This window comes from Streptomyces sp. NPDC031418, assembly GCF_055581605.1.
Genome location: NZ_JBVIJC010000035.1, coordinates 17283 through 40979 on the forward strand (window position 1 = coordinate 17283; position 23697 = coordinate 40979).

Sequence of the window (23697 nt, forward strand, 5' to 3'; positions counted from 1 at the left end):
CTGCGATGCTGGCCGGCATGCGTGACGGGGTGTGGGGGCGGGGGGTCGGCGGGTGGTTGCGGCGGCGGGCTGTGGCGGTGGTGCTGACCGGGGGCGCGGTGGTCGTCGCCGTCGTGCACGTCGTGGCGCCCGGGCTGAGGATCGACGGGGTCACGGTCGGGCTGCTCGCGGTGGCGGTGGTGCCGTGGCTCGGGGATCTGGTGCGCAGCATCGACATACCGGGCCTCGGGCGGATCGAGTTCCGGGAGATCCAGCAGCGGCTCGACGCGGTGCAGCGGACCGCCAACGCCGCGCTCGTCGGTGACGGTCCGCAGGGCGGGGCCGGGGACGACACCGCCGCCTGGGACGCGGTCCGGGAACTGGCCGCCGAGTACGGCAGGATGCGCGAGGACGTGCCCAAGGGGCCGGCGCGTACGCACCGGATGGACCAGATCTTCGCCCGCCTGGTGCGAGCGACACAGCGGGTGCGGGAGTTCGACACCGGAACGCTGCTGCGCTCGCCGGACGCCGGGCTGCGGCTCGCGGCCTACGCGCGGCTGTACGGCCTGCCCGAGCCGGAGTTGTTGAGCACTCTGGTGGACGTGGTGACCGCCGAACCGATCGGCTTCAACCAGTACTGGGGGCTGCGCGTGGTCGGCCGGGGTGTGGAGGAGGCCGGGGTGGAGGAGGTTCCGATCGGTGTGGTGCGCCGGTTGCGGGAGTTCCGCGCCCGGCTGCCGCGGGACAGCGACCGGGGGCAGCTCGCCGATCGCGTGCTCAGCGAGTTCGGCGGGGGGTGAGCGGCCGGCGGGCCCGGCGAGGAGCGGGGTCCGCCGGCCGCTGCCGGGTCAGGCCGCCGTGCCGCCCGCGTAGTCGCTGCCGAAGGTGGTTTCTATGGTGGCCGCCACCGGCTGGGCCACGCCCGTGCCGGTGAGGATGATGCCCAGCTCCCGGTTGTTGCCGAGGGAGTTGCTGCTGATGTTCATGGAGCCGGCCTCGACCTCCTGGGTGGCGAGGCCGTAGTCGGCGACCATCGCCTTGGCGTGGATGTAGAAGCCGTTGGGGTCGGAGTAGCCGACCACCGTGCCGCCGGCGGCCTTGATCTCGGCGACCTGGCTGGCGTAGCTGGACGGGTTCTCCAGGACGACGCGGACCCTGACGCCGGCCCGGGCGCGGGCGGCGATGGCGTCGACCACGGTGCTGTCGCTGAACTCCAGTTCCTCCACGTCCAGGGTCGTGGTGGCGGAGTTGATGAAGGACACCAGGCGGTTGCGGGAGTCGGTGGGGGACCACAGGAGGTGGTCGCCGTCGGTGGGGGTGATGGAGGTGGCCGTGTAGTCGGCGTTGAAGACCTTCTCGATCGATGCCACGTCGCGGGTGTCGTCGGTGAAGACGCCGTAGTCGCGGCTGGTCGCGTAGTACTGGGAGGTGAGGTTGCCGGTCAGGACCAGGGACTTGGTGCCGTCCACCGTGATGGTCTTCTGGTGGGTGTAGACGAAGGCGGACGGGGACCAGACGACGCCGACGCCCGCGCTCTTCAGGGCGTTGTACGCGGAGCTGTTGGCGCTCTGGTGCTGGCGGTCGAGGATGACCCGGACCGTCACGCCCTTGTTCTTCAGGGCGATGAGGTCGTTGACGGCCGTGGTGTCCTCCAGCTCGTACATCGTCATGTCGAGCGTGCTGGTGGCCGAGTCGATGAAGTCGTAGATCGTGGGCTGACCGGTGCCGCTCCGGGAGAAGGCGAACGCCGAGTAGCTCGCGGCGTTCGCGGGGACGGCGGTGGCGACGACGGTCGCGCCGGCCGCCAGGGCGATGCCCGCGCGGGTGAGGGCCTTCCACAGCATGCGTGACTCCTGGTGGTGGGGAGAACTCGCCGGGAGGGGGTGGCGCGTGCATGACACCACGCGCGTAGAACGCGGGGGAGTCCTCCGGGCCCAAGGAGTGCCAGGACTGCGCAAAGACTTCGTATGGAGGGCAGGGGAAGGCTGGTTATGCCCGTGAATGCCGGGGGTGGGGAAGCGCCTGGCGGGCCGCCTCCGCGCCGACAGGGTGTTGGCAAAGGGGCGGGGCGGGCGGGCGTAGCGTAGAGGACATGACGAAGTACGGATCCTTCCCCGGTACGCGTCCCCGGCGACTGCGGACCTCGCCTGTCATGCGCCGGATGGTGGCCGAGACGCGGCTGCATCCCGCCGACTTCATCCTCCCGGCGTTCGTCCGCGAGGGCGTGAGCGAGCCGGTGCCGATCGCTGCCATGCCCGGTGTCGTGCAGCACACCCGGGACAGCCTGAAGAAGGCCGCGCTGGAGGCCGTGGAGGCCGGCGTCTCCGGGATCATGCTGTTCGGCGTGCCGGAGGAGGGGAAGAAGGACGCGCTCGGGACGCCGGGCACGGACCCCGACGGGATCCTCCAGGTCGCGATCCGGGACGTGCGGGCCGAGGTCGGCGACGACCTCCTCGTCATGTCCGACCTGTGCCTCGACGAGACCACCGACCACGGGCACTGCGGGGTGCTGGACGCCGAGGGCCGGGTCGACAACGACGCCACCCTGGAGCGCTACGCCGAGATGGCCCAGGTGCAGGCCGACGCCGGCGCCCATGTCGTCGGGCCCAGCGGGATGATGGACGGCCAGATCGGCGTCATCCGCGACGCGCTCGACCAGATCGGCCGCGAGGACGTCGCCATCCTCGCCTACACCGCCAAGTACTCCTCCGCCTTCTACGGCCCCTTCCGCGAGGCCGTCGCCTCCTCGCTCCAGGGCGACCGCAAGACCTACCAGCAGGACCCGGCCAACTGGCGCGAGTCCCTGCGGGAGCTGGAGCTGGACCTCGGCGAGGGCGCGGACATGGTCATGGTCAAGCCGGCCGGGCCGTACCTCGACATCCTGGCGCGGGTCGCCGACGCCGTGGACGTCCCGGTCGCCGCCTACCAGATCTCCGGCGAGTACTCGATGATCGAGGCCGCCGCCGAGAAGGGCTGGCTGGACCGGGACCGGGCCATCCTCGAGACCCTGACCGGCATCAAGCGGGCCGGCGCCCGCAACATCCTCACCTACTGGGCCACCGAGGCGGCCCGCATGGTGCGCCAGGAGGGCTGAGCCGGCCGGGCGCTCAGTCCCACCAGAAGGTCCAGACGGTGGCGCCGAGCAGACCCTCGGCGTACTTCCGCACGCTGCCCGGGCCGCTCTGCACGACCGAGTTCGGGCACAGGGCGAAGTGTTCGGCGGCCACCGCCTCGGCGGCCGCCGGATCCGTGGGCGGCGCGGCGACCGACATGAGCAGGGTCTCCGGGCCGAGGGCCACCACCCGGGCCCCGAACCGGTCCTCCCAGGAGCGCAGCACCGCGGAGATCCGGGCCACGTCACCCTCGTAGTTCAGCGGGCCGGTCCAGCCGATCGCCGCCGGTATGTCGGCGGAGCGGCGGGCCGGGACCAGGGCGAGATGCGGCTCCTCCAGCCACTCGGCCCAGGTGTCGCGGTCGCCGGTGAGCAGGTCGGCGACCTGGGCGGCGCGGGTGCCGGGGTCGGCTGTGGGGGCGGCGGCCGGTGCGAGACCGGGCCAGGCGTGCCCGTACGGCGCCACCTCCTCGATGTCGTCGCCGTCCGTCTCCTCCGCCCAGTACTCCGCCAGCACCTCCGCCGCGTCGTGGTCCCCCGGATACGACGCCTCCTGGGGCAGCAGCACCCAGCCGCCGAGACCGCCCGCGAAGCCGCCCAGGTCCACCAGGACCGGCAGCAGCCCCGCGCGGGCCGCCGGTGCGCCCAGCGCCTTCCACATGCCCGGCGCGGCCGACTTCTCCGCGTACCACAGCAGGGGTTCGTGCCAGGGGCCGTCGTCGGTCTCGTCCGTCAGCCGGCCGGGCGGCAGTTGCAGGCCCAGGGAGCGACCGCTGGGGTCGGTGGCCAGCCGGGGCAGCGGGTTCGGAAGAGTCGCCATACCGGTGACTCTAAAGGCCGCCACTGACAACGCCGTTGGCGTCCGCCGGCGTCCGTCGACGGAGTGATCCGTTCCGCCCGGAGCAACCCGCAGCCGCTCCCGTCCCTCTCTACAGACGTGCGGCGACGGCCACCGACCACGGCCGTGCCGCGACGGGAAGGACGAGGGGACGTGCGGATCGGGCGCTATCCGGTGCGGTGGCACATCGTGCTGCTCACCCTGTGGACGGCCTTCTGGTTCCTGGTGGCGGAACGTCACGCCGCCATCTCCTGGCACTATCTGCGCACCGGCGAGGAACTGCTCTTCGGCCGGCTGCGCGGCGGGGGGCTGGCCCTCTACGCCAACCATCCGAACCTCCAGATCGGCCCCGTCAGCTTCCTGGTCGCCGGCCTGTTCGAACCCTTCTCGCCGGAGCTGGGCGAGAAGCTCGCGGACGCCTTCATGTCCGCCCTCGGCCTCTACATGCTGGTCCTGATCGGCCGGGCCGCGGCCGACCACTACCGGGGTACGGGGCTGAACCACCGGCGCCTCCAGCAGCGGGTCCTCGTCGCCGGTGCCGCCTTCATCCCCATGTGGGTCGAGGTCTCCGTCCGCTTCGCCCACCTCGACGACGTGCTGGCCCTGTTCTTCACCACGCTCGCCGTCCGCGCGCTGGTCCGGGGCAACCACACGGCGGTGGGCGTGCTGCTGGCCCTCGCCATCGACTCCAAACCCTGGGCGGTGGGGTTTCTGCCGCTCCTGCTGGCGCTGCCCCGCCCGCACCGGCTGCGCGCCGCCGGCTGGGCCGTCGCGCTGGTGGCGGTGGCGTGGCTGCCCTTCTACCTCACCCACCTGGACACCTTCGCCGCGGCCCGGTTCACCATCCCCAACCAGCCTGCGTCGGCGCTGCGCTGGTTCGGCGTGGACGATCCCGCGACACCGCCGTGGGACCGGCCCGCGCAGATGACCCTCGGCATCGCGCTGGGCACGCTCGCGGTACGGCGGCGGCGGTGGCCGGCGGTGGTGCTGCTGGCCGCCGACGCGCGGATCGTGCTGGACCCGAGCGTGTACACGTACTACAACGCGTCGGTCCTGCTCGGCACCCTGATCTGGGACTCCGTCGGCCAGCGGAGGCTGGTGCCCTGGGTCAGCTGGATCGCGCTCATCTCCCTGTACGGCAGCGCCCTGCTGATCCCGTCCGACTCGGTCTGCGGCCTGATCCGCCTGGCCTTCGCGGCGGGGTCGGCGGGGTACGTCCTCTTCAGCCCCCAACGCCGGCCTCGCGGCCGCCGCCCCCCGAACACGCCTCGGCCGCGACGGCTCCCCCTCCGCGCCGCCGCGGCCGATTCCCCGTCGGGTTGAAAGTCAGGCGGGCTCGGACGTGATGTGGATGTTGTCCGTGCTGACCGTGCCGCTGTCGGCGGCCGGGGCGTCCGTGATGTGGATGTTGTCCGCGGACACGGTGCCGGTGGCCTTGGTGTCCGTGATGTGGATGTTGTCCGCGGAGACGGTGCCGGTGGCCTTGGCGTCCGTGATGTGGATGTTGTCGGGCTGGACGAGCTGCTGGTCCTTCTTGGCGTTGCTCATGGTGCTTCCTCCCCAGTGGCGCGCGGAACGTGATGTCTGGTGCCCGTCCGGCCATTCCCCCGTTGGACGGCCGGACGGGCGGCGGATCGCCCCACCTTAGATCGTGTGTACGGGCGACCTCACCGACGGTCCGCCTGCCCCCCGACGCGACGGATCGACATCAAGAGAGTGCCTGGCGGCGATAAACGAACGATGAACGCTCCGCCGGGCTCACACGGTGGCGTTCGACGCCATCAGTGCCCGGACCGCGTCGGCCTCGGGCGAACGGAGCGCCTCGTAGATGGACAGGGCCTCCTGCCAGCACACCTGCGCTCGACCGGACTGCCCGATCCCGTCGAGTGCCCGGCCGAGAACGGTGAGCACGTTGCCCCGCCGCCACTCGCCGCCGATCCCGCGCAGCACGGTCAGCGCGGCTTCGGCGTTCGCCGAGGCCTGGGCGTGCCGCCCTGACGCGAGGTCGATCTCGGCGAGCCGGAACAGTGTCATGCCCTCCCACAGCCGCTGACGGCTCTCCCGGAAGACGCCGAGCGCCTCTTCGAGCCGCTGGGTGGCCTCGAGATGCAGCCCGTTCTGCATCAGGGCCATGCCCAGGGCGTAGCGCCCGTTGGCGCTCTTCACGGCGTGCCCCAGGGTCTCGTACATGTCGACGCCCTGCTGGGCGAGTTCCACGGCGCTGCGGGGGCGTCCGGTGACCACGTGGATGCGGGACAGGTTGCACAGGACGCTGGCCTCGCCGGCCAGGTCCCCGCAGTCCCGGAAGTCCGCGAGTGCCTGCTTGAAGTGCCTCTCGGCGTCCTCGTACCGGCGCTGGTAGAAGGCCATGGCGCCGCGGCAGTTCTCGGCCCAGCAGCGGGCCAGCGGATGATCCAGCGCCCCACCCTGCTCCAGCGCAGCGCGGGCGGCGTCGTCCGCCTCCGCGAACCGCCCCGAGAGCTGGTGGGCGTTGGCCAAGACGACCGAGGCCCGCACCTCTGCGCGTCGGTCCCCGCAGGTCCGCGCCGCGTCGAGCAGAGCGAGGGCGGCCGCGTCGTACTCCCGGGCGTTGGCGCCCGACTCGGTGAGGTCGACGGCGGTCCACAGCAGGTCGATGGCGCGCAACAGTGTCCCCGGCTGCGCGAACTGCCGTACGCAGGCGAGCAGGGACACAGCCTCCGCGTACAGCCAGTCCTGGGCGTGGTGCCGGTCGTCGAAGGCCAGCCCCGGGTACCGGGTCGGCTGAAGGTGGTCCACCACCCGGTCTCCGGGCCGCTCCATGGCGTACACCTGGGCCGCCGTCGCCAGATAGAAGTCCAGCAGCCGTGACAGCGCCGACTCCCGTTCGCTCGGGAGTTCGTCGCGTTCGGCGCAGGCGCGGGCGTAGAGGCGGACCAGGTCGTGGAAGCGGTAGCGGCCGGGGGCGGCGGATTCCAGGAGGGAGGTGTCGACCAGGGACTCCAGGAGGTCCTCCGTGTCCTCCGCGGGGAGGTCGAGGACCGCGGCCGCCGCGGCCAGCGAGAGGTCGGGGCCGTCGGCCAGGCCGAGCAGGCGGAAGGCGCGGGCCTGGGCCGGTTCCAGCTGGCCGTAGCCGAGTTCGAAGGTGGCCTTGACCGCGAGGTCGCCGGCCTGGAGCTCGTCCAGGCGGCGGCGTTCGTCGGCGAGCTTGGCCGCGAGGACGGAGACGGTCCAGGTGCGGCGGGCCGCCAGGCGGGAGGCGGCGATGCGGATGGCGAGGGGCAGGAAGCCGCAGGCCGCCACCACGTCGAGGGCGGCTTCGCGTTCCGCCGCCACCCGCTCGGTGCCGACGATCTTCGTGAAGAGGGCCAGCGCCTCCTCGGGGGACATCACGTCCAGGTCGACCAGATGCGCCCCGGCCAGGTCCAGCATGCGCACCCGGGAGGTGATCAGGGCCGCGCAGCCCTCCGTGCCGGGCAGCAGCGGCCGTACCTGGGCGGCGTCCTTCGCGTTGTCCAGCAGGACCAGCACGCGGCGGCCGTCCAGGACCGAGCGGTAGAGGGCGGCCCGCTCCTCCAGGGAGTCCGGGATCGCCGAGTCCGCGGTGCCGAGGGCGCGCAGGAAGGAGCCGAGGACGGTCTCCGGTTCGGCGGGGCGGTGGCCCGCGCCCTGAAGGTCGACGTAGAGCTGGCCGTCCGGGAAGGCGGCCCGCGCACGGTGGGCGACATGGACCGCCAGGGTCGTCTTGCCGACGCCGCCGATGCCGGCCAGGGCCGAGACCGCCATCACCCGGCCCAGGGTGCTGCCGGTGTCGGGGGCCGACGCCGAGGCCAGCACCTCGCTCAGCTCGGTGACGAACGCCTTGCGGCCGGTGAAGTCGGGGACCGAGGCGGGCAGCTGGGCGGGGCGGACCGGGGCGTGCGCGGGCTCCGGGGCCGGGCCGGAGGGCTCGGCCAGGGCCGGGTCCGCCTGGAGGATGCGCTGCTGGAGTTCGCGCAGGCCGGGGCGGGGGTCCACGCCCAGTTCCTCGGAGAGCAGGCGGTGGGTGTCGGCGTAGACCGCGAGGGCCTCGGCCTGCCGGCCGCTGCGGTACAGGGCCAGCATCAGCAGTTCGCGCAGGCGTTCGCGCAGCGGGTGGGCCGCGGTCAGGGCGGTCAGCTCGGAGACCGCCTCCGCGTGGCAGCCCTGCTCCAGGTCCATGTCGAGGCGGGACTCCAGCAGGCCGAGGCGCCACTCCTCCAGGCGGACCCGCTGGGTCTCGGCGTACGGGCCGGGCACGCCGGCCAGCGGCTCGCCGTCCCACAGGGCGAGGGCCCGGTTCAGCAGCTCCCGGGCGCGGCACAGGTCGCCGGCGCCCCGCGCCTTCTCCGCGGCCGCCGCCAGGTCCTGGGCGGCCGCGAGGTCCAGGGCGCCCTCGCCGAGGCCGCGCACCGCGTAGCCGCCGGACTCGCTCACGAGGATCCGGGGGGTGAGCATCTTGCGCAGCCGGGAGGCGTAGGTGCGGACCGTCGCCAGCGCCTGGGAGGGCGGCTCGGGGCCCCACAGCGCGTCGATCAGCTCCGCCGCGGTCGCCGTACGGCCCTCCCGCAGCAGCAGGGCGGCCAGCAGCGCGCGCTGCTGGGGCGAGCCCGTGCTGAGCTGTTCGGCGCCCCGCCAGGCCCGCACCGGACCGAGCACGCCGAAGCGCAACGCCTCCTGCTCCGCGGCCGGTTCGGCCGGGTCCGTGGAGCCGGGACGCCGCTGCTCAGGTACTCGCGGCCCACCAGCCATGCATTCGCCCCCCTCGGCGTCAGGAACAACTTTGTCAGTTTGCCTTGTTCGGGGCGGTTGCGTCAGCCGTGGGAGACGCCGATCACAGACCGGCACGCCCCGGTACACAAAGCCCTCACACCGTCTTCGCGGGCCGCACGGAAAACCCGGCCGACTCCCGAGTAGCTGACGGATCGTCAGATCAGCGCTACGGTGCGGGGCATGGAGGCCAAAGAGTTCCCGTGGATCATCTCCGTCGACGATCACACCGTCGAGCCGGCGGCCGTGTGGCAGGACCGGCTGCCGCGGAAGTACCGGGACGTGGGGCCCCGGATCGTCCGGGCACCGGTGCGGGAGATGACGTTCCTCGGCGGGAGGTTCCGGCCCGTGATGGGGGAGCCGGGCGCCACCGGCGAGGGGCCCGTGGGCGACTGGTGGGCGTACGAGGATCTGCGGCGCCCGCTCACCCGGCTGGACACCGCCGTCGGCTGCGCCCGGGACGAGGTCCGGCTGGAGGTCATCACCTACGAGCAGATGCGGGCCGGGTCGTACGACGTGCCCGAGCGGATCGCCGACATGGACCTCAACCATGTGCAGTCGGCGGTCTGCTTCCCGACCTTCCCCCGCTTCTGCGGCCAGACCTTCGCCGAGGCCCGGGACAAGGACCTCGCCCTGCTCTGCGTCCGCGCCTACAACGACTGGATGGTGGAGGAGTGGTGCGGGCCCGCGGCGCGGGGGCGGCTGGTGCCGCTCGCGCTGATACCCCTGTGGGACCCCGCGCTGGCCGCCGCGGAGGTGCGGCGGAACGCGGCCCGCGGGGTCCGGGCGGTCGCCTTCTCGGAGATACCGCCGCACCTCGGGCTGCCGTCCGTGCACACCGACGACTGGGACCCCTTCCTCGCGGCCTGCGACGAGACCGGCACGGTCGTCGCCATGCACATCGGCTCCAGCAGCCGGATGCCCTCCACCTCCGCCGACGCACCGCCCGCCGTCGGCTCCACCATCACCTTCGCCAACTGCTGCTTCTCGATGGTCGACTGGCTGATGAGCGGCAAGTTCGAACGCTTCCCCAACCTCCGGGTCATGTACGCGGAGGGGCAGATCGGCTGGATCCCGTACATCCTCGAACGCGCGGACGTGGTCTGGGAGGAGAACCGCGGGTGGGGCGGGGTCGCCGGCAAGGTGCGCCGGCCGCCGTCCGAGCTGTTCGCCGGGCATGTGTACGGCTGCTTCTTCGACGACGCCTTCGGGCTGCGCAACCTGGACGCCATCGGCGTCGGCAACGTCCTCTACGAGACCGACTACCCGCACTCCGACTCCACCTGGCCGAAGTCCCGCGAGGTCGGCGAGGCCCAGATGGGGCACCTGGCGCCCGAGGTGGTCGAGCGGATCGTCCGCGGCAACGCGATCGAGCTGCTGGGGCTGACCCCCGAGGGGCTGTGGCGGTGACCGCCCTGGCGTACGGCATCCAGCTGCCCGTGCAGTCCCAGAGCACCCTGTACGCGGAGCCGTGGGAGGCCGCCGCGGGCGCGGCGGACCTGGTCGCCGTCGCCCGGGCCGCGGACACCGCCGGCTTCGCCTACCTCGCCGTGTGCGAGCACGTGGCCGTGCCCCGGCGGCTGGCAGCGGCCATGGGCACGGTCTGGTACGACCCCGTCGCCACCCTCGCCCATCTCGCCGCCGTCACCGGGCGCATCCGGCTGCTCAGCCATGTCGCGGTGGTCGGGCTGCGCCATCCGCTGCTCACCGCCAAGCAGTACGCCACCCTGGACCACCTCTCCGGCGGCCGGCTGATCCTCGGGGTCGGGGCCGGGCACGTCCGGGAGGAGTTCGAGGCCGTGGGCGCCGACTTCGAGCGGCGCGGGGCCGTCCTGGACGAGACCGTCGACGCGCTGCGGGCCGCCCTCGGGCCCGAGGAGTACCCCGAGCACCACGGCAAGCGCTACGACTTCGCCGGGCTCGGACAGCGGCCCCGGCCCGCGCAGCCCCGGGTGCCGCTGTGGGTCGGCGGCTCCTCGCCCGCCGCCGTACGCCGGGCCGCGCTCAAGGGCGACGGCTGGCTGCCGCAGGGCGATCCACGGGAGCGGCTGGCCGGGCAGATCGAGCGGATCCGGCGGCTGCGGGCGGAGCAGGGCGCCGAGGGGCCGTTCACCGTCGGCGCCATCGCCGAGCCGCTCTACGTCGGACCGGCCGGCTGGGACGTCGGGCGGCGCACCCTCAGCGGGGCGCCGGAGCGGATCGCCGAGTCGCTCAGGGCGTACCGGGCGATGGGCGTGGACCAGATCCAGGTGCGGTTCCGCAGCCGGAGCCGGGCCGAACTCGTCGACCAGATCGCACTGTTCGGGGCGGAGGTCGCGCCCCGGCTCAACTAGGAGGGCTTCATGGGCAAGCTGGACGGGCGGGTCGTCCTGGTCACCGGTGCGGCGCGCGGGCAGGGCGAGCAGGAGGCGCGGCTCTTCCGGGCGGAGGGCGCGCGGGTGGCCGTCGCCGATGTGCTGGACGAGCAGGGCCAGACCCTGGCCAAGGAGATCGGGGCGCTCTACGTCCATCTCGACGTGGGCACCGAGGAGGGCTGGCGGGAGGCCGTGGCCGAGGTCCGGCGGGCGTACGGCCGGATCGACGGACTGGTCAACAACGCGGGCATCCTGCGCTTCAACGCCCTCGTGGACACCCCGCTGGACGAGTTCATGCAGGTCGTCCAGGTCAACCAGGTCGGCTGCTTCCTGGGCATGAAGACGGTGGTGCCGGAGATGGCCGACGGCGGGACGATCGTCAACACCGCCTCCTACACCGCGCTGACCGGGATGGCCGCCGTGGGCACGTACGCCGCGACCAAGCACGCGGTGCTCGGGCTGACCCGGGTGGCCGCGCTGGAGCTGGCGGGGCGGCGGATCCGGGTCAACGCCATCTGCCCCGGCGCCATCGACACCCCCATGTCCAACCCGGCCCGGCTGGACCCCGACGCGGACCCGGAGGAGACGAGCCGGGCCCTGGACGAGCTGTACCGCAGGCTGGTGCCGCTCGGCCGGGTCGGGCGGCCGGAGGAGGTGGCACGGCTCGCCCTCTTCCTGACCTCGGACGACTCGTCGTACATCACCGGGCAGCCGTTCGTCATCGACGGGGGCTGGCTGGCGGGGGTCAGCGTCATCTGACCGGCGCTGCCCGAGGGGCGGTCGTCTCTCCTGAGACCCCTCTCTCTTGAGATCTGACGGGCCGTCAGATATGAAGCCACAGGCAAGGATCCATAGGCACTCGTAGGGACGGTGAACCGCCGTGGAATTCGGGCTCTTCGTACAGGGATACGTGGGCAAGCGTGCCGAGACCGACCCGCTCGCCGAGCACAAGGCACTGATGGAGGAGACCGAGTACGTCATCCAGGCGGACCGGTCCGGCTTCAAGTACGCCTGGGTCTCCGAGCACCACTTCCTGGAGGAGTACTCCCACCTCTCCGCCAACGACGTGTTCCTCGGCTACCTCGCGCACGCGACCGAGCGGATCCATCTCGGCTCCGGGATCTTCAACCCGCTGGCCCCCGTCAACCACCCGGTCAAGGTCGCCGAGAAGGTCGCCATGCTCGACCACCTCAGCGAGGGCCGCTTCGAGTTCGGCAGCGGGCGGGGCGCCGGCTCGCACGAGATCCTCGGGTTCCTGCCGGGGGTGACCGACATGAACCACACCAAGGAGATCTGGGAGGAGACCATCGCCGAGTTCCCGAAGATGTGGCTCCAGGACGAGTACCAGGGCTTCCAGGGCAAGCACTGGCAGCTGCCGCCGCGGAAGATCCTGCCCAAGCCGTACGGCAGGTCCCACCCGGCGATGTGGTACGCGGCCGGGTCCCCGCCGTCGTACGCCATGGCCGCGAAGAAGGGGCTCGGCGTGCTCGGCTTCAGCATCCAGAAGGTGTCCGACATGGAGTGGGTGCTGGAGCAGTACAAGACGGCGATCGTGGACGCGGAGCCGGTGGGGGACTTCGTCAACGACAACGTGATGGTCACGACCACCGCGATCTGCGCGCCCACGCACGCGGAGGCGATCGACATCGCGGTCCGCGGGGGGCTGCACTATCTGCCCTCGCTGGTCTTCCGGTACCACGACACGTTCCCGCGGCCGGAGGGGTTCCCGGAGTGGCCGGAGACGCTGCCCGCGTACACACCGGAGTTCGTGGAGCTGCTCATCGAGGAGGAGCTGCTGATCTGCGGGGACCCGGACGAGGTGCTGCGGCAGTGCAAGAGGTGGGAGCAGGCGGGGGCGGACCAGTTGAGCTTCGGGCTGCCGGTGGGGGTGCCGAAGGAGGAGACGTTGCAGACGATCCGGTTGATCGGGGAGTGCGTGATTCCGAAGATCGACACGGATCCGGTTCATCGGACGACGCGGTTCCGGGGCGCCGCGTGATGCTTGATCACCTCATCAAGGGTGCCGCCGTCGTGGACGGGACCGGTCTGCCCGCCTTCACCGCCGACGTCGGTATACGGGACGGCCGTATCGCTGTCATCGGTGCTGCCACCGAAGACGCCCGTACCACCGAGGACGCCACCGGGCTCGTCCTCGCTCCCGGGTTCGTCGATCCGCACACCCACTACGACGCCCAGCTCTTCTGGGACCCGTACGCGACGCCGTCCCTCAACCACGGGGTGACCACGGTCGTCGGGGGGAACTGCGGGTTCACGCTCGCGCCGCTCAGCCCCGCCCGTCCGGACGACGCCGACTACACGCGCCGCATGATGTCCAAGGTGGAGGGCATGTCGCTGGTCGCCCTCGAAGAGGGGGCGCCCTGGAGCTGGCACTCCTTCGGTGACTATCTGGACGCCCTCGAGGGGCGGATCGCGGTCAACGCCGGGTTCATGGTGGGGCACTGTGCGCTGCGGCGGTATGTGATGGGGGCCGACGCGATCGGCGGGCAGCCGGGGGACGAGCAGCTGGCCGCCATGGTGCGGGCGTTGCACGAGGCCATGGACGCCGGGGCGTGGGGGCTGTCCACCACCCAGTCGGGCACCCACTCCGACGGGGACGGCCGGCCGGTCGCCTCCCGGCACGCCCGGCCACCGGAGCTGCTGGCCCTCGCGCGGGCGGTCGGGGAGCACGAGGGGACGCAGATCGAGGCGATCGTCGCCGGCTGCCTGGACCGGTTCAGCGACGCCGAGATCGAGCTGCTGGCGGAGCTGAGCGCCGCCGCCGGGCGGCCGCTGAACTGGAACGTGCTGACCGTCGACGCGGCCGTGCCGGACCGGGTGCCGCGGCAGCTGAGCGCGAGCGAACGGGCGCGCAAGGCGGGCGGCCGGGTGGTGGCCCTGACCATGCCGATCCTCACCCCGATGAACATGTCGCTGGGCACCTTCTGCGCGCTCAACCTGATCCCCGGCTGGGGGCCGGTGCTCGGGCTGCCGGTGCCCGAGCGGATCGCGAGGCTGCGGGACCCGCACACCAGGGACGAGCTGCTGCGGCGGGCCCGGTCGAAGGAGGCGGGCGTCTTCCGGCGGCTCGCGGACTTCGGGCGGTATGTCATCGGCGACACCTACAGCCCCGCCAACGAGGGGCTCACCGGGCGGGTCGTCCGGGACATCGCCGAGGAGCGGGGGCAGGACCCCTTCGCGTGCCTGGTGGACATCTGCGCCGAGGACGGGCTGCGTACGGTGCTGTGGCCGATGCCGTCCGACAACGACCCGGCGTCCTGGGCGCTGCGCGCGGAGACCTGGCAGCACGAGGACGTGCTGCTCGGCGGCTCCGACGCGGGGGCGCATCTGGACCGGATGTGCGGGGCGCCGTACACCACGCGGTTCCTCGGGGACTGTCTGCGCGGCCGGAAGCTGGTCGGGCTGGAACAGGCGGTGCGGATGCTGACCGACGAACCTGCGCGGCTGTTCGGGCTACGCGAGCGGGGCCGGGTGCGCGAGGGCTTCCACGCCGACCTGGTGCTCTTCGACCCGGAGCGGATCGACGCCGGCCGCGCCCGGCTGGTGCACGACCTGCCCGGCGACAGCCCGCGGCTGGACTCGCGGGCGCTCGGGGTGCGGGCCGTGTGGGTCAACGGGGTCGAGGCGATCCGGGACGACGTGGTGAGCGGGGCCGTACCGGGCAGGGTGCTGCGGTCCGGCCGGGACACGCGGACGGTGAGCACCCGGTGAGCGAGGGGCAGCGGCTGTTCGTCGGCGGGGAGTGGGTCGCACCCGAGCACGGCCACTATCCGGTGATCGACCCGGCCACCGAGGAGGTCGTCGGCCGGGCGCCGGAGGCCTCGCCGGAGCAGGCGCGGGCGGCCTGCGCGGCGGCCCGGGAGGCGTTCGGGGCGTGGTCGCGGACCCGCCCGGAGGAGCGGGCGGCGCTGCTGGGCCGGGCGGCGGAGATCATCCGGGGGCAGGCGGAGCCGTACGCCCGGCTGGCGATTGCCGAGACCGGGGCGACCCCGGCGACCGCGCGGGGCATGCAGGTCGGGGTGGCCGTGGCCCGGTTCCGCCGGTACGCGACCGTGGAGGCGGCCGAGTGGGCCGTGCCGCCGCAGCTCATCGAGGCCGGGCCGATGGGGCGGGCCGGGGTGCTGGGCGCGCTGGCGGTACGCCAGCCGGTGGGCGTCGTCACCTGCGTGACCTCGTACAACAACCCCTGGGCCAACGCGGCCGGCAAGGTCGCCCCGGCGCTGGCCATGGGCAACACGGTGGTGGTGAAGCCGGCCCCGCAGGACCCGCTGTCCGTCTACCGCATGGCGGAGGCGCTCCAGGAGGCCGGGGTGCCGCGCGGGGTGGTGAACGTGGTCTCCGGGCGGGAGGTGGCCGTCGGGGAGGCGGTGGTGGCCTCGGGCGACGTCGACATGGTCAGCTTCACCGGGTCCACGGCCGTCGGACGGCGGATCGCCGAGGTGTGCGGCCGGGACATGAAACGCCAGCTGATGGAGCTGGGCGGGAAGGGCGCGGCACTCGTCTTCGACGACGCGGACCTCGGCTCGGCGGTGGCCGGGATCGGGACCACCTTCTCCTTCTACAGCGGACAGATCTGCACGGCACCGACCCGGGTGCTGGCCCAGCGCGGGGTGTACGAGCGGCTGGTCGACCAACTGGCCGACTATGCGCGGCGGTTGACGGTCGGGGACCCACGGGAGCCGGGCACGGTGGTGGGGCCGGTGATCTCCGGACAGCACCGGGAGCGGGTCGAGTCGTACGTCGAACTCGGGCGCAAGGAGGGCGCGACCGTGGTCACCGGAGGCCGACGGCCGCCACTGGACCGGGGGTTCTACGTCGCGCCCACCCTCCTCGCCGACTGCGCGAACGGGATGCGGGTGGCCCGGGAGGAGATCTTCGGGCCGGTGGTCGTGGTGATCCCGTTCGACGACGAGGAGGAGGGCATCGCCCTCGCCAACGACTCCGACTACGGCCTCATCGACTACGTCTGGTCCGGCGATGTGGCCCGCGCCTTCCGGGTGGCGCGGCGGCTGCGGGCCGGCGGGGTGGGCGTCAACACCGTCGGCCGCAACATGGAGGCCCCGTTCGGCGGCTTCAAACGCAGCGGGGTCGGCCGGGACGTGGGCTCCTACGCGCTGCACGCCTACAGCGAGGTGCAGTCGATCGTGTGGCCGGGGTGAGGGGCGCCACGGTCATTGGTGTCACTGGGAGAAGTACGACGCCGGGTGCCGGGGGTCGGCCGCGCAGACGAACAGACCGGCGTGGCTGCCGCGGCCGACGGTCATGCCGACCGGTTCCAGGGCCGCCTGCCACTCCGGGCCGCGCGGCTCCAGATGGCGTTCCTCCAGGGGCTGGAAGCGGTGGGGCGCGCCGTCGGGGCCCCAGGTGCCGATGGCGTACTCGCAGGTGTCGAACTGGAGGAACAGCTCCAGCGGGGCCTGGCACTCACCGCACTCCAGGGCGGCCGGCAGGTCCGTCGTGCACCAGTTCATGTAGCCGCCGAGCTTGTAGCCGGGGACGGTGGTGAGGTCGTCGCGCAGGTTCCGTTCCCTCAGCCAGGCCTCGAAGCGCTCCCCGAGACCGTCCGGCAGCTCCTCGCTGTCCGGGTAGTCCGGGAGCCGCTCCGGGTGCAGCACACAGGCGCGCGGGATCATGTCCCAGTCGTAGTCCCAGTGTTCCTCAGGGTCCGGCTGCTCGGTGAGCGGGTCGGTGACCCGGTCGGCGCGGCGCCAGAACAGCCGGCAGGCCTGGCCCCAGCCCGCCGGATGCGGCTGGTCGTGCCACTCCGGGCACCACAGCAGCTGGACCAGGTCCGTGCCGTCCGGGAAGCGGATCTCCGGGAAGTCCGCCGCCGTCAGCTGGGCCACCGCGACCATCGGCATGCTGTAGGCGCGGCCGTTGACGTCCTTGTGGTCGGCGCACTCCGGCCAGGGCTCGGCGGCCGGCCAGAGCAGCGGGCCGCCGATGTGGCTGTCGCGCGGTCCGGGTGTGCCGCGGCGCGGATGCAGTCGTACGGCCGGGCGGGCGTGCGCCAGCAACTCCGGGAAGTCCCGGGCGGGTTCCAGGGCGGACGGGGCGGTGGTGAGCTTCACGGCCGCAGTCTTTCCCGGCTCAGTCGGCCAGGTCCACCCGGATGGTCAGCAGCCCGGTGCCGAAGGCCCGGACCGCCGCGCTGTTGAAGCGGGGCAGGGTGCGCAGACGGGCGACCGGGTCGTCGTCGGGCAGGAGGTGGGCGGTGCCGTGGTGCCAGCGGCCGGCGAGCCGGACGCGGACCCGGGGGTCGGCCTGGATGTTCCGGACGTACTGGGAGCGGTGCCCGAACTCCGAGACCAGCCAGAAGGACCGGCCCACCCGGCGCCCGCCGACCGGGGTCCGGCGGGGCAGCCCGGAGCTGCGGCCGGTGGTCTCCAGCAGGGTCTGGAAGGGCATGCGCCGGGCCAGGGGGTTGGCCAGGTGCCGCTGGAAGCGGGTCACGAGGCGGTGTTTGAGGTCGCTGCGGGGTGCCATGTCTCTCGCTTCCGTCGCTCTCGGGGATCAGCCGGCCCCGAGGAAGACCGGGTTGGTGAACGCCGCCATCATCCCCGGCACCGGGCCGAGCGCCGACTCGTGCCGTACCTCGGCGCGCACATGGGCCGCGTTCGCGGGCGTGGTACGCCACTCGACGGTGCCCGACCCCGCCACCGGCAGCGGCCCGCCGGTGCACAGCACGCCCTGGTCGGTGACGAACCGGACGGTGCAGCGCGGCGCCCCGGTGACCGCCAGCCGGACGGTCACCGGCTCGTCGGCCCCGGCCGCCAGCCGTTCGCCGACCCCGGCCCGCGCACCGCTCGCGGCGGTCGCGGTGAGGGACAGCGCCACCCGCCGGGACTCGGCGACGTACGACCGCCCGGCCCGCAGCCCCTGCTGGATCGCCTCCCGGGTGAGGTCGTCGGCGAGGACCACCGTCTGCGGGTGCCCGACCGTGTCCGGGGGCCGGTGCGCGTCACTGCCGCCCATCGCCGGAAGCCAGGGCCGCCCCTCGGACGCGGCGGCCCCCAGCAGCCCGTCCCAGGCGGCCAGCGCCACCTCGTCGTCGGGCGTCCACGGCCCGTTCCACACCTCGAGCACGTCCGCGTCCGCGAACCCGAACTTCCAGGCGCAGCCGACGCAGGGGGCGTACGGATGGGCCGGTACGACCAGTCCGCCCGCGCCGTGGATCCGGTCGGCGAAGCGGGCCCTGCGGTGGTCCCGGGCCCGGTAGCGCCAGTCGACGAAGGTGCCCGGGTCGGTGCCGAGGGCGAGGACGTGGCCGTTCCTGGTGGTGACCTCCTCGCCCAGCAGTACCAGCAGGTCCTCGCCCGCCGCGTCGGCCCAGTGGGCGTGCGAGGCATGGGTGTTGTGGTCGGAGCTGTTGACGAAGTCCAGCCCGGCCGCGCGGGCGAGCGAGGCGATCTGTGCCGGGGTGCGGGTGCCGTCGGAGTGCCGGGAGTGCAGATGGCAGTCGCCCCGGTACCAGTCCCGGCCCCGGCCCCGGGCGCGGGACGGCGGATACCGGGGCGGCGGGGTGGGCGCCGGTTCCCCCTCCGTGAGGGTCACCGTCACGTCGTACGACAGTCCCTGCGGCGCGATCGTGTAGGGGCCGAGCGCGATGTGCCAGACGCCGGGGTTCAGCGGGCCGGGGAGATAGCCGGGGGTCGCGGTGTCGCCGCGCACGGAGAACTCGCTCCGCGCCCCGCCCGACCAGCCCCGGAACCCCTCCTCGACCCCCCGCTCGTCGAAGAGCCCGATGTCGAGCGCGTTGCCCGGGACTCCGCCGGGGGTGGCAGGCCGGTCGTAGCGGTAGGAGACATGCAGCCCGGCGGTGCGGGGCGGCACCTCGAAGGGGAGGTAGACGTAGTCCGGTGAACCTGGTGCGAGTCTGCCGCGCAAGCTGGTCACAAGGCCCACGCTAGGCGCCGGGAGGCCGCATGAGGAACCACACGTCCACGACAGGTGACCAACCAGTCGGTACGATGGCTCATGCGTATCGCCGTCACGATCTTCCTCACCGACGAGACCGTCACCCCCGTGCGCCTCGCCCCCGAGCTGGAAGCGCGCGGTTTCTCCGGGCTGTATCTGCCCGAGCACACCCATATCCCCGTCGAGCGCACCACTCCGTATCCGGGCGGGGGCGAGCTGCCGCCCGAGTACGGCCGTACCCTCGATCCCTTCGTCGCCCTCGGCCAGGCCGCGGCCGTCACCTCGCGGCTCGGGCTGGGGACCGGGATCACTCTGCTGGCCCAGCACGACCCGATCGTCCTCGCCAAGCAGATCGCCACCCTGGACCACCTCTCCGGCGGCCGCTTCACCCTCGGCCTCGGCTACGGGTGGAACGTGGAGGAGGCCGCCGACCACGGCGTGGACTGGCGTACCCGCCGGGACCTGGTGCGGGACCGGGTGCGGATCATGCAGGCGCTGTGGTCCGCGGAACCGACCGCGTACCAGGGCGCGTTCGGGGGCGTGCGGGCCAGCTTCGCGCACCCCAAGCCGGTGCGGCGGCCGCGCGGCCCGGTGGTCGGCCCGCGCACCCTGGTGGGCGGGGCCGCCGGACCCCGGCTGTTCGCGCACATCGCCGAGTACGCCGACGGCTGGCTGCCGATCGGCGGGCGCGGCCTCACCGAGTCCCTGCCGCGGCTGCGCGCCGCCTGGGCCGACGCGGGCCGCGATCCGGCCGATCTCCAGGTCGTCCCGTACGCGGTCCACCCCAGCCCCGGCAAGCTCGCCCACTACGCCGAGCTGGGCATCGAGGAGGTGGTGGTGCAGCTGCCGCCGGCCGGGGAGGCGGAGGTGCTGCGGGCGCTCGACTCATACGCGACCTTCCTGCCGGGCAACCAGTCTCAGGCGTGATCGCCGCTTCCGTATCCTCGAGAGATGACCACTTCCGCGACCTCCGGAACCGGCCCCACCGAGAACTCCATGCGTCGCGCCCTCAAACGCGCCCGGGACGGCGTCGCCCTCGACGTCACCGAGGCGGCGGTGCTGCTCCAGGCCCGCGGCGAGGCCCTGACCGACCTCGCCGCGTCCGCCGCCCGGGTGCGGGACGCGGGCCTCGCCCAGGCGGGCCGCCCCGGGGTCATCACGTATTCGAAGAGCGTCTTCATCCCGCTCACCCGGCTGTGCCGGGACAAGTGCCACTACTGCACCTTCGTCACCGTCCCCGGCAAGCTGCGCCGCGCCGGGCACGGCATGTTCATGTCCCCCGACGAGGTGCTGGACATCGCCCGCCGCGGCGCCGAACTCGGCTGCAAGGAAGCCCTGATCACCCTCGGCGACAAGCCGGAGGACCGCTGGCCGGAGGCGCGCGAGTGGCTCGACGCGCACGGCTACGACGACACCATCGCCTATGTCCGCGCGATCTCCATCCGCATCCTGGAGGAGACGGGCCTGCTGCCCCACCTCAACCCGGGCGTGCTGACCTGGACGGACTTCCAGCGGCTCAAGCCGGTCGCGCCGTCCATGGGGATGATGCTGGAGACCACCGCGACCCGCCTGTGGTCCGAGCCCGGCGGCCCGCACCACGGCTCCCCGGACAAGGAACCCGCCGTACGGCTGCGGGTGCTGGAGGACGCGGGCCGGTCCTCGGTGCCCTTCACCTCCGGCCTGCTGATCGGCATCGGGGAGACCTACGAGGAGCGTGCGGAGTCCCTGTTCGCGCTGCGCAAGGTCGCCCGCGCCTACCACGGCATCCAGGAACTGATCATCCAGAACTTCCGCGCCAAGCCCGACACGGCGATGCGCGGCATGCCGGACGCCGAGCTGGACGACCTCGTCGCCACCGTCGCCGTCGCCCGGCACCTCATGGGCCCCTCCGCCTGCCTCCAGGCCCCGCCGAACCTCGTCGCCGGCGAGTACGAGCGGCTGATCGGCGCGGGCATCGACGACTGGGGCGGGGTCTCCCCGCTCACCATCGACCACGTCAACCCCGAGCGCCCCTGGCCGCAGATCGAGGAGCTGGCCGAGCGCTCGGCGACGGCCGGTTTCGAGCTGCGGGAACGGCTGTGCGTGTACCCGGAGTTCGTGCGCCGCGGCGAACCCTGGCTGGACCCCCGGCTGCGCCCGCACGTCGCCGCGCTCGCCGACCCGGAGACCGGCCTGGCCCGGCCCGACGCCCGCCCCCGGGGCCTGCCCTGGCAGGAACCGGAGGAGGTGTTCGTCCCCTCCGGCCGCACCGAGCTGCACCGTACGATCGACACCGAGGGCCGTACCGCCGACCGGCGCGACGACTTCGACGAGGTGTACGGCGACTGGGCGGCCCTGCGCGAGGCGGCCGCCCCCGGCATGGCGCCGGAACGGATCGACACCGACGTACGGCAGGCCCTGCGCACGGCGGCCGACGACCCGACGAAGCTGACCGACGCGGAGGCCCTCGCCCTGCTGCACGCGGACGGCCCGGCGCTGGACGCGCTGTGCCGGGTGGCCGACGACGTGCGCCGCTCGGCGGTCGGCGACGACGTGACGTACATCGTCACCCGGAACATCAACTTCACCAACGTCTGCTACACCGGCTGCCGCTTCTGCGCCTTCGCCCAGCGCCGCACCGACGCGGACGCCTACACCCTCTCCCTGGAGCAGGTCGCCGACCGGGCCCGGCAGGCGTGGGACGTCGGTGCGGTCGAGGTGTGCATGCAGGGCGGTATCCACCCCGACCTGCCCGGCACCGCCTACTTCGACATCGCGCGGGCGGTGAAGGCCGCCGTCCCCGGCATGCATGTGCACGCCTTCTCCCCGATGGAGGTGGTGAACGGCGCCACCCGTACCGGCATGCCGGTCCGCGAGTGGCTGACGGCGGCGAAGGAGGCCGGCCTGGACACCATCCCGGGCACGGCCGCGGAGATCCTGGACGACGAGGTCCGCTGGGTGCTGACCAAGGGCAAGCTGCCCACGGCCACCTGGATCGAGGTGATCCGGACCGCCCACGAGGTGGGCATCCGCTCCTCCTCGACGATGATGTACGGCCATGTCGACCAGCCCCGCCACTGGCTCGGCCATCTGCGCACCCTCGCCGGGATCCAGCAGGAGACGGGCGGTTTCACCGAGTTCGTCACCCTCCCGTTCATCCACACCAACGCGCCGGTGTATCTGGCGGGCATCGCCCGTCCGGGCCCGACGACCCGGGACAACCGCGCGGTGACGGCCATGGCCCGGCTGCTGCTGCACCCCTGGATCCCGAACATCCAGACCAGCTGGGTCAAGCTGGGCACCGAGGGCGCGGCGGAGATGCTCCGCTCCGGCGCCAACGACCTGGGCGGAACCCTGATGGAGGAGACGATCTCCCGGATGGCGGGCTCGTCGTACGGCTCGTACAAGTCGGTCCGCGACCTGGTGGCCGTGGCCGAGGCGGCCGGCCGCCCGGCGAAGCCGCGCACCACGCTCTACGGCGAGGTCCCGCAGGAGCGGCAGCGGGCGGCCGAGGCCTCCGACGGCCACCTGCCCGAGCTGCTGCCCGTACTGGACTGAGTACGATGATCCGACCCCCGAACCGAGCGGGGGCCCCGTAGCGGAGGAGATGCGTACCCGTGGCTGCCCGACTGCCCTCCTGGGCCTGGGTCACCGGTCTGACGGCTGGGGCGACCGCGGCCGTCATCGCCCTCGCCGTCCAGGCGAACCACGGGCCGCATCCCACGGCCGCCGTGGCGAAGCCCAACCCGTCGGCGTCCGCGGGCAGCCACGCGCCCGCCGACCCGAAGCCCTCGGGCCCGCCCGCCCTGCCCGAGGCATCGGGACAGGGCCGCCGGATCGTCTACTCGCTCGCCGGGAAGCGGGTGTGGCTGGTCGACGCGACCGGCCGGGCCTCCCGCAGCTTCACGGTGTGGCCGGGCACGGTCGCCCCGCAGCCCGGCCGCTACTCGGTCACCCTGCGCATCCAGTCCCTGAAGGGCTCGGACGGGGTGGAGATCGAGCACGTCATGTACTTCACCAAGGCGGAGGGCGTGAACATAGCGTTCTCCAACGCCCTGGACGGCTCCTCGCCGCCCCCGGCCGACGGCAGCAAGAAGCTGGGCGGCATCCGGATGCACAAGGAGGACGGCGCCGCCCTGTGGGCCTTCGGCGACGCCGGTACCAAGGTGATGGTCGTCCCGTAAGGGGCTGCCGGTCGTCCGGCAGGGGTCAGTCCCGGGTGCGGGACGGCAGCTGGTTGACGATCAGCGCGACCCCGCTGAGCAGGAAGATCCGGGTGGCGGCGTCCAGTCCGTTCCAGCTCTTCGACTGCCACATCGAGAACCACTCGCCGCCGATCGCGATGAACCCGGCACCGAACAGCACCAGCAGCATCAGCAGCCCGTAGGTGGACCAGCGCCGGGCGGCCGCCTCGTCCCGGCCCCGCGCCCACAGCCAGGTGCCCCACACCAGCACCAGGGCGGCCGCGGTCTCCCACGCGATGATGAGGACGTACGCGGTGTCCTCCAGCCCCTTGCTGGTCACGGCCCGCCACATCAGGCGGTCGTCCCCGAACGTGGTGTCCATCGCCAGGACATGCCGTACGAACTGCTGGTTGGTGCCGAAGTCGGTGATGTTGCCGAGCGCTACCAGGGCGATGTAGAGCGCGAGTATGCCGGTGAGCACACCGGCGGCAAGCCTGAGGCCCGAGTTACTGGTGGGGGTGGTGGTCATGGCTGGATTCTGCCTGACGA

General features: G+C 73.0%; 20 protein-coding genes. 12 read left to right on the forward strand and 8 right to left on the reverse strand.

From position 1 onward, the window contains the following. The first annotated feature begins 17 nt into the window (after window positions 1–17). Window positions 18–779 (forward strand): hypothetical protein, encoded by a 762-nt coding sequence (locus tag ACZ5CZ_RS36100; RefSeq protein WP_385847177.1) that lies wholly within the window; start codon window positions 18–20, stop codon window positions 777–779. 48 nt (window positions 780–827) lie between these two features. Here the strand turns inward: ACZ5CZ_RS36100 and ACZ5CZ_RS36105 are convergent, their stop codons facing one another. Next, on the reverse strand, window positions 828–1823 hold the full coding sequence (locus ACZ5CZ_RS36105; RefSeq protein ID WP_385847176.1) for a phospholipase D-like domain-containing protein: 996 nt from the start codon (window positions 1821–1823) through the stop codon (window positions 828–830). Between the two features lie 248 nt (window positions 1824–2071). Here ACZ5CZ_RS36105 and hemB point away from each other — a divergent pair, with 248 nt between their 5' ends. Next, complete coding sequence (hemB, locus tag ACZ5CZ_RS36110; RefSeq protein WP_385847175.1) at window positions 2072–3073, forward strand: porphobilinogen synthase; 1002 nt, start codon at window positions 2072–2074, stop codon at window positions 3071–3073. 13 nt (window positions 3074–3086) lie between these two features. Here hemB and ACZ5CZ_RS36115 read toward each other — a convergent pair whose 3' ends face one another. Further along, window positions 3087–3911: a DUF4253 domain-containing protein gene (locus ACZ5CZ_RS36115; RefSeq protein ID WP_467549061.1), complete on the reverse strand. Its 825-nt coding sequence runs from the start codon at window positions 3909–3911 to the stop codon at window positions 3087–3089. Window positions 3912–4082: 171 nt separating this feature from the next. On the opposite strand from ACZ5CZ_RS36115, the gene ACZ5CZ_RS36120 reads away from it, so the two are divergent. Further along, window positions 4083–5252, forward strand: a complete 1170-nt coding sequence (locus tag ACZ5CZ_RS36120) for a hypothetical protein (protein WP_468948965.1) — start codon at window positions 4083–4085, stop codon at window positions 5250–5252. A 3-nt stretch (window positions 5253–5255) separates the two neighbouring features. Here ACZ5CZ_RS36120 and ACZ5CZ_RS36125 read toward each other — a convergent pair whose 3' ends face one another. Then, the gene (locus ACZ5CZ_RS36125) at window positions 5256–5477 is read right to left on the reverse strand and encodes a hypothetical protein (protein ID WP_468948967.1); all 222 of its coding nucleotides are present in this window, start codon (window positions 5475–5477) and stop codon (window positions 5256–5258) included. A gap of 210 nt (window positions 5478–5687) precedes the next feature. Further along, window positions 5688–8678 carry an SARP-family global regulator AfsR gene (afsR, locus tag ACZ5CZ_RS36130; protein ID WP_468948969.1) on the reverse strand — a complete coding sequence of 997 codons (2991 nt, stop codon included), beginning with the start codon at window positions 8676–8678 and terminating at the stop codon, window positions 5688–5690. A 201-nt stretch (window positions 8679–8879) separates the two neighbouring features. Between afsR and ACZ5CZ_RS36135 the strand changes: the two genes are divergently transcribed. The 6 genes from ACZ5CZ_RS36135 to ACZ5CZ_RS36160 all read left to right on the forward strand — a co-directional run bounded on the left by ACZ5CZ_RS36135 (window position 8880) and on the right by ACZ5CZ_RS36160 (window position 16227). After that, on the forward strand, window positions 8880–10106 hold the full coding sequence (locus ACZ5CZ_RS36135) for an amidohydrolase family protein (protein ID WP_385847170.1): 1227 nt from the start codon (window positions 8880–8882) through the stop codon (window positions 10104–10106). Between the two features lie 5 nt (window positions 10107–10111). Further along, on the forward strand, window positions 10112–11029 hold the full coding sequence (locus tag ACZ5CZ_RS36140) for an LLM class F420-dependent oxidoreductase (RefSeq protein ID WP_468949022.1): 918 nt from the start codon (window positions 10112–10114) through the stop codon (window positions 11027–11029). 9 nt (window positions 11030–11038) lie between these two features. Further along, window positions 11039–11809, forward strand: a complete 771-nt coding sequence (locus ACZ5CZ_RS36145; protein WP_468948971.1) for an SDR family NAD(P)-dependent oxidoreductase — start codon at window positions 11039–11041, stop codon at window positions 11807–11809. A 121-nt stretch (window positions 11810–11930) separates the two neighbouring features. Further along, window positions 11931–13049: an LLM class flavin-dependent oxidoreductase gene (locus ACZ5CZ_RS36150; RefSeq protein ID WP_468948973.1), complete on the forward strand. Its 1119-nt coding sequence runs from the start codon at window positions 11931–11933 to the stop codon at window positions 13047–13049. Then, window positions 13049–14779 (forward strand): N-acyl-D-amino-acid deacylase family protein, encoded by a 1731-nt coding sequence (locus tag ACZ5CZ_RS36155; protein WP_468948975.1) that lies wholly within the window; start codon window positions 13049–13051, stop codon window positions 14777–14779. Before ACZ5CZ_RS36150 ends, ACZ5CZ_RS36155 begins: the two co-directional genes overlap by 1 nt. Next, complete coding sequence (locus ACZ5CZ_RS36160; RefSeq protein ID WP_468948977.1) at window positions 14776–16227, forward strand: aldehyde dehydrogenase family protein; 1452 nt, start codon at window positions 14776–14778, stop codon at window positions 16225–16227. Before ACZ5CZ_RS36155 ends, ACZ5CZ_RS36160 begins: the two co-directional genes overlap by 4 nt. 21 nt (window positions 16228–16248) lie before the next feature. Here ACZ5CZ_RS36160 and ACZ5CZ_RS36165 read toward each other — a convergent pair whose 3' ends face one another. From ACZ5CZ_RS36165 to ACZ5CZ_RS36175, 3 genes are read right to left on the reverse strand one after another with little or no spacing between them, the layout of a single operon-like run. Next, window positions 16249–17139, reverse strand: coding sequence for a YwqG family protein (locus tag ACZ5CZ_RS36165; RefSeq protein ID WP_468948979.1), 891 nt, complete (start codon window positions 17137–17139; stop codon window positions 16249–16251). A gap of 19 nt (window positions 17140–17158) precedes the next feature. After that, window positions 17159–17554, reverse strand: coding sequence for a nitroreductase/quinone reductase family protein (locus tag ACZ5CZ_RS36170; RefSeq protein WP_385847164.1), 396 nt, complete (start codon window positions 17552–17554; stop codon window positions 17159–17161). Window positions 17555–17581: 27 nt separating this feature from the next. Beyond that, a complete protein-coding gene (locus tag ACZ5CZ_RS36175) occupies window positions 17582–18964 on the reverse strand; it encodes a CehA/McbA family metallohydrolase (RefSeq protein ID WP_468948981.1) in 1383 nt (460 codons plus the stop codon). An 81-nt stretch (window positions 18965–19045) separates the two neighbouring features. On the opposite strand from ACZ5CZ_RS36175, the gene ACZ5CZ_RS36180 reads away from it, so the two are divergent. From ACZ5CZ_RS36180 to ACZ5CZ_RS36190, 3 genes are read left to right on the forward strand one after another with little or no spacing between them, the layout of a single operon-like run. Beyond that, window positions 19046–19912 carry a TIGR03619 family F420-dependent LLM class oxidoreductase gene (locus ACZ5CZ_RS36180; protein WP_385847162.1) on the forward strand — a complete coding sequence of 289 codons (867 nt, stop codon included), beginning with the start codon at window positions 19046–19048 and terminating at the stop codon, window positions 19910–19912. Window positions 19913–19936: 24 nt separating this feature from the next. Beyond that, window positions 19937–22522 (forward strand): bifunctional FO biosynthesis protein CofGH, encoded by a 2586-nt coding sequence (locus ACZ5CZ_RS36185; protein WP_468948983.1) that lies wholly within the window; start codon window positions 19937–19939, stop codon window positions 22520–22522. A gap of 59 nt (window positions 22523–22581) precedes the next feature. After that, the gene (locus ACZ5CZ_RS36190; RefSeq protein WP_468948985.1) at window positions 22582–23148 is read left to right on the forward strand and encodes a hypothetical protein; all 567 of its coding nucleotides are present in this window, start codon (window positions 22582–22584) and stop codon (window positions 23146–23148) included. A 25-nt stretch (window positions 23149–23173) separates the two neighbouring features. Here the strand turns inward: ACZ5CZ_RS36190 and ACZ5CZ_RS36195 are convergent, their stop codons facing one another. Next, window positions 23174–23677, reverse strand: coding sequence for a DUF2165 domain-containing protein (locus ACZ5CZ_RS36195; RefSeq protein WP_385847159.1), 504 nt, complete (start codon window positions 23675–23677; stop codon window positions 23174–23176). Between the last annotated feature and the right edge of the window lie 20 nt (window positions 23678–23697).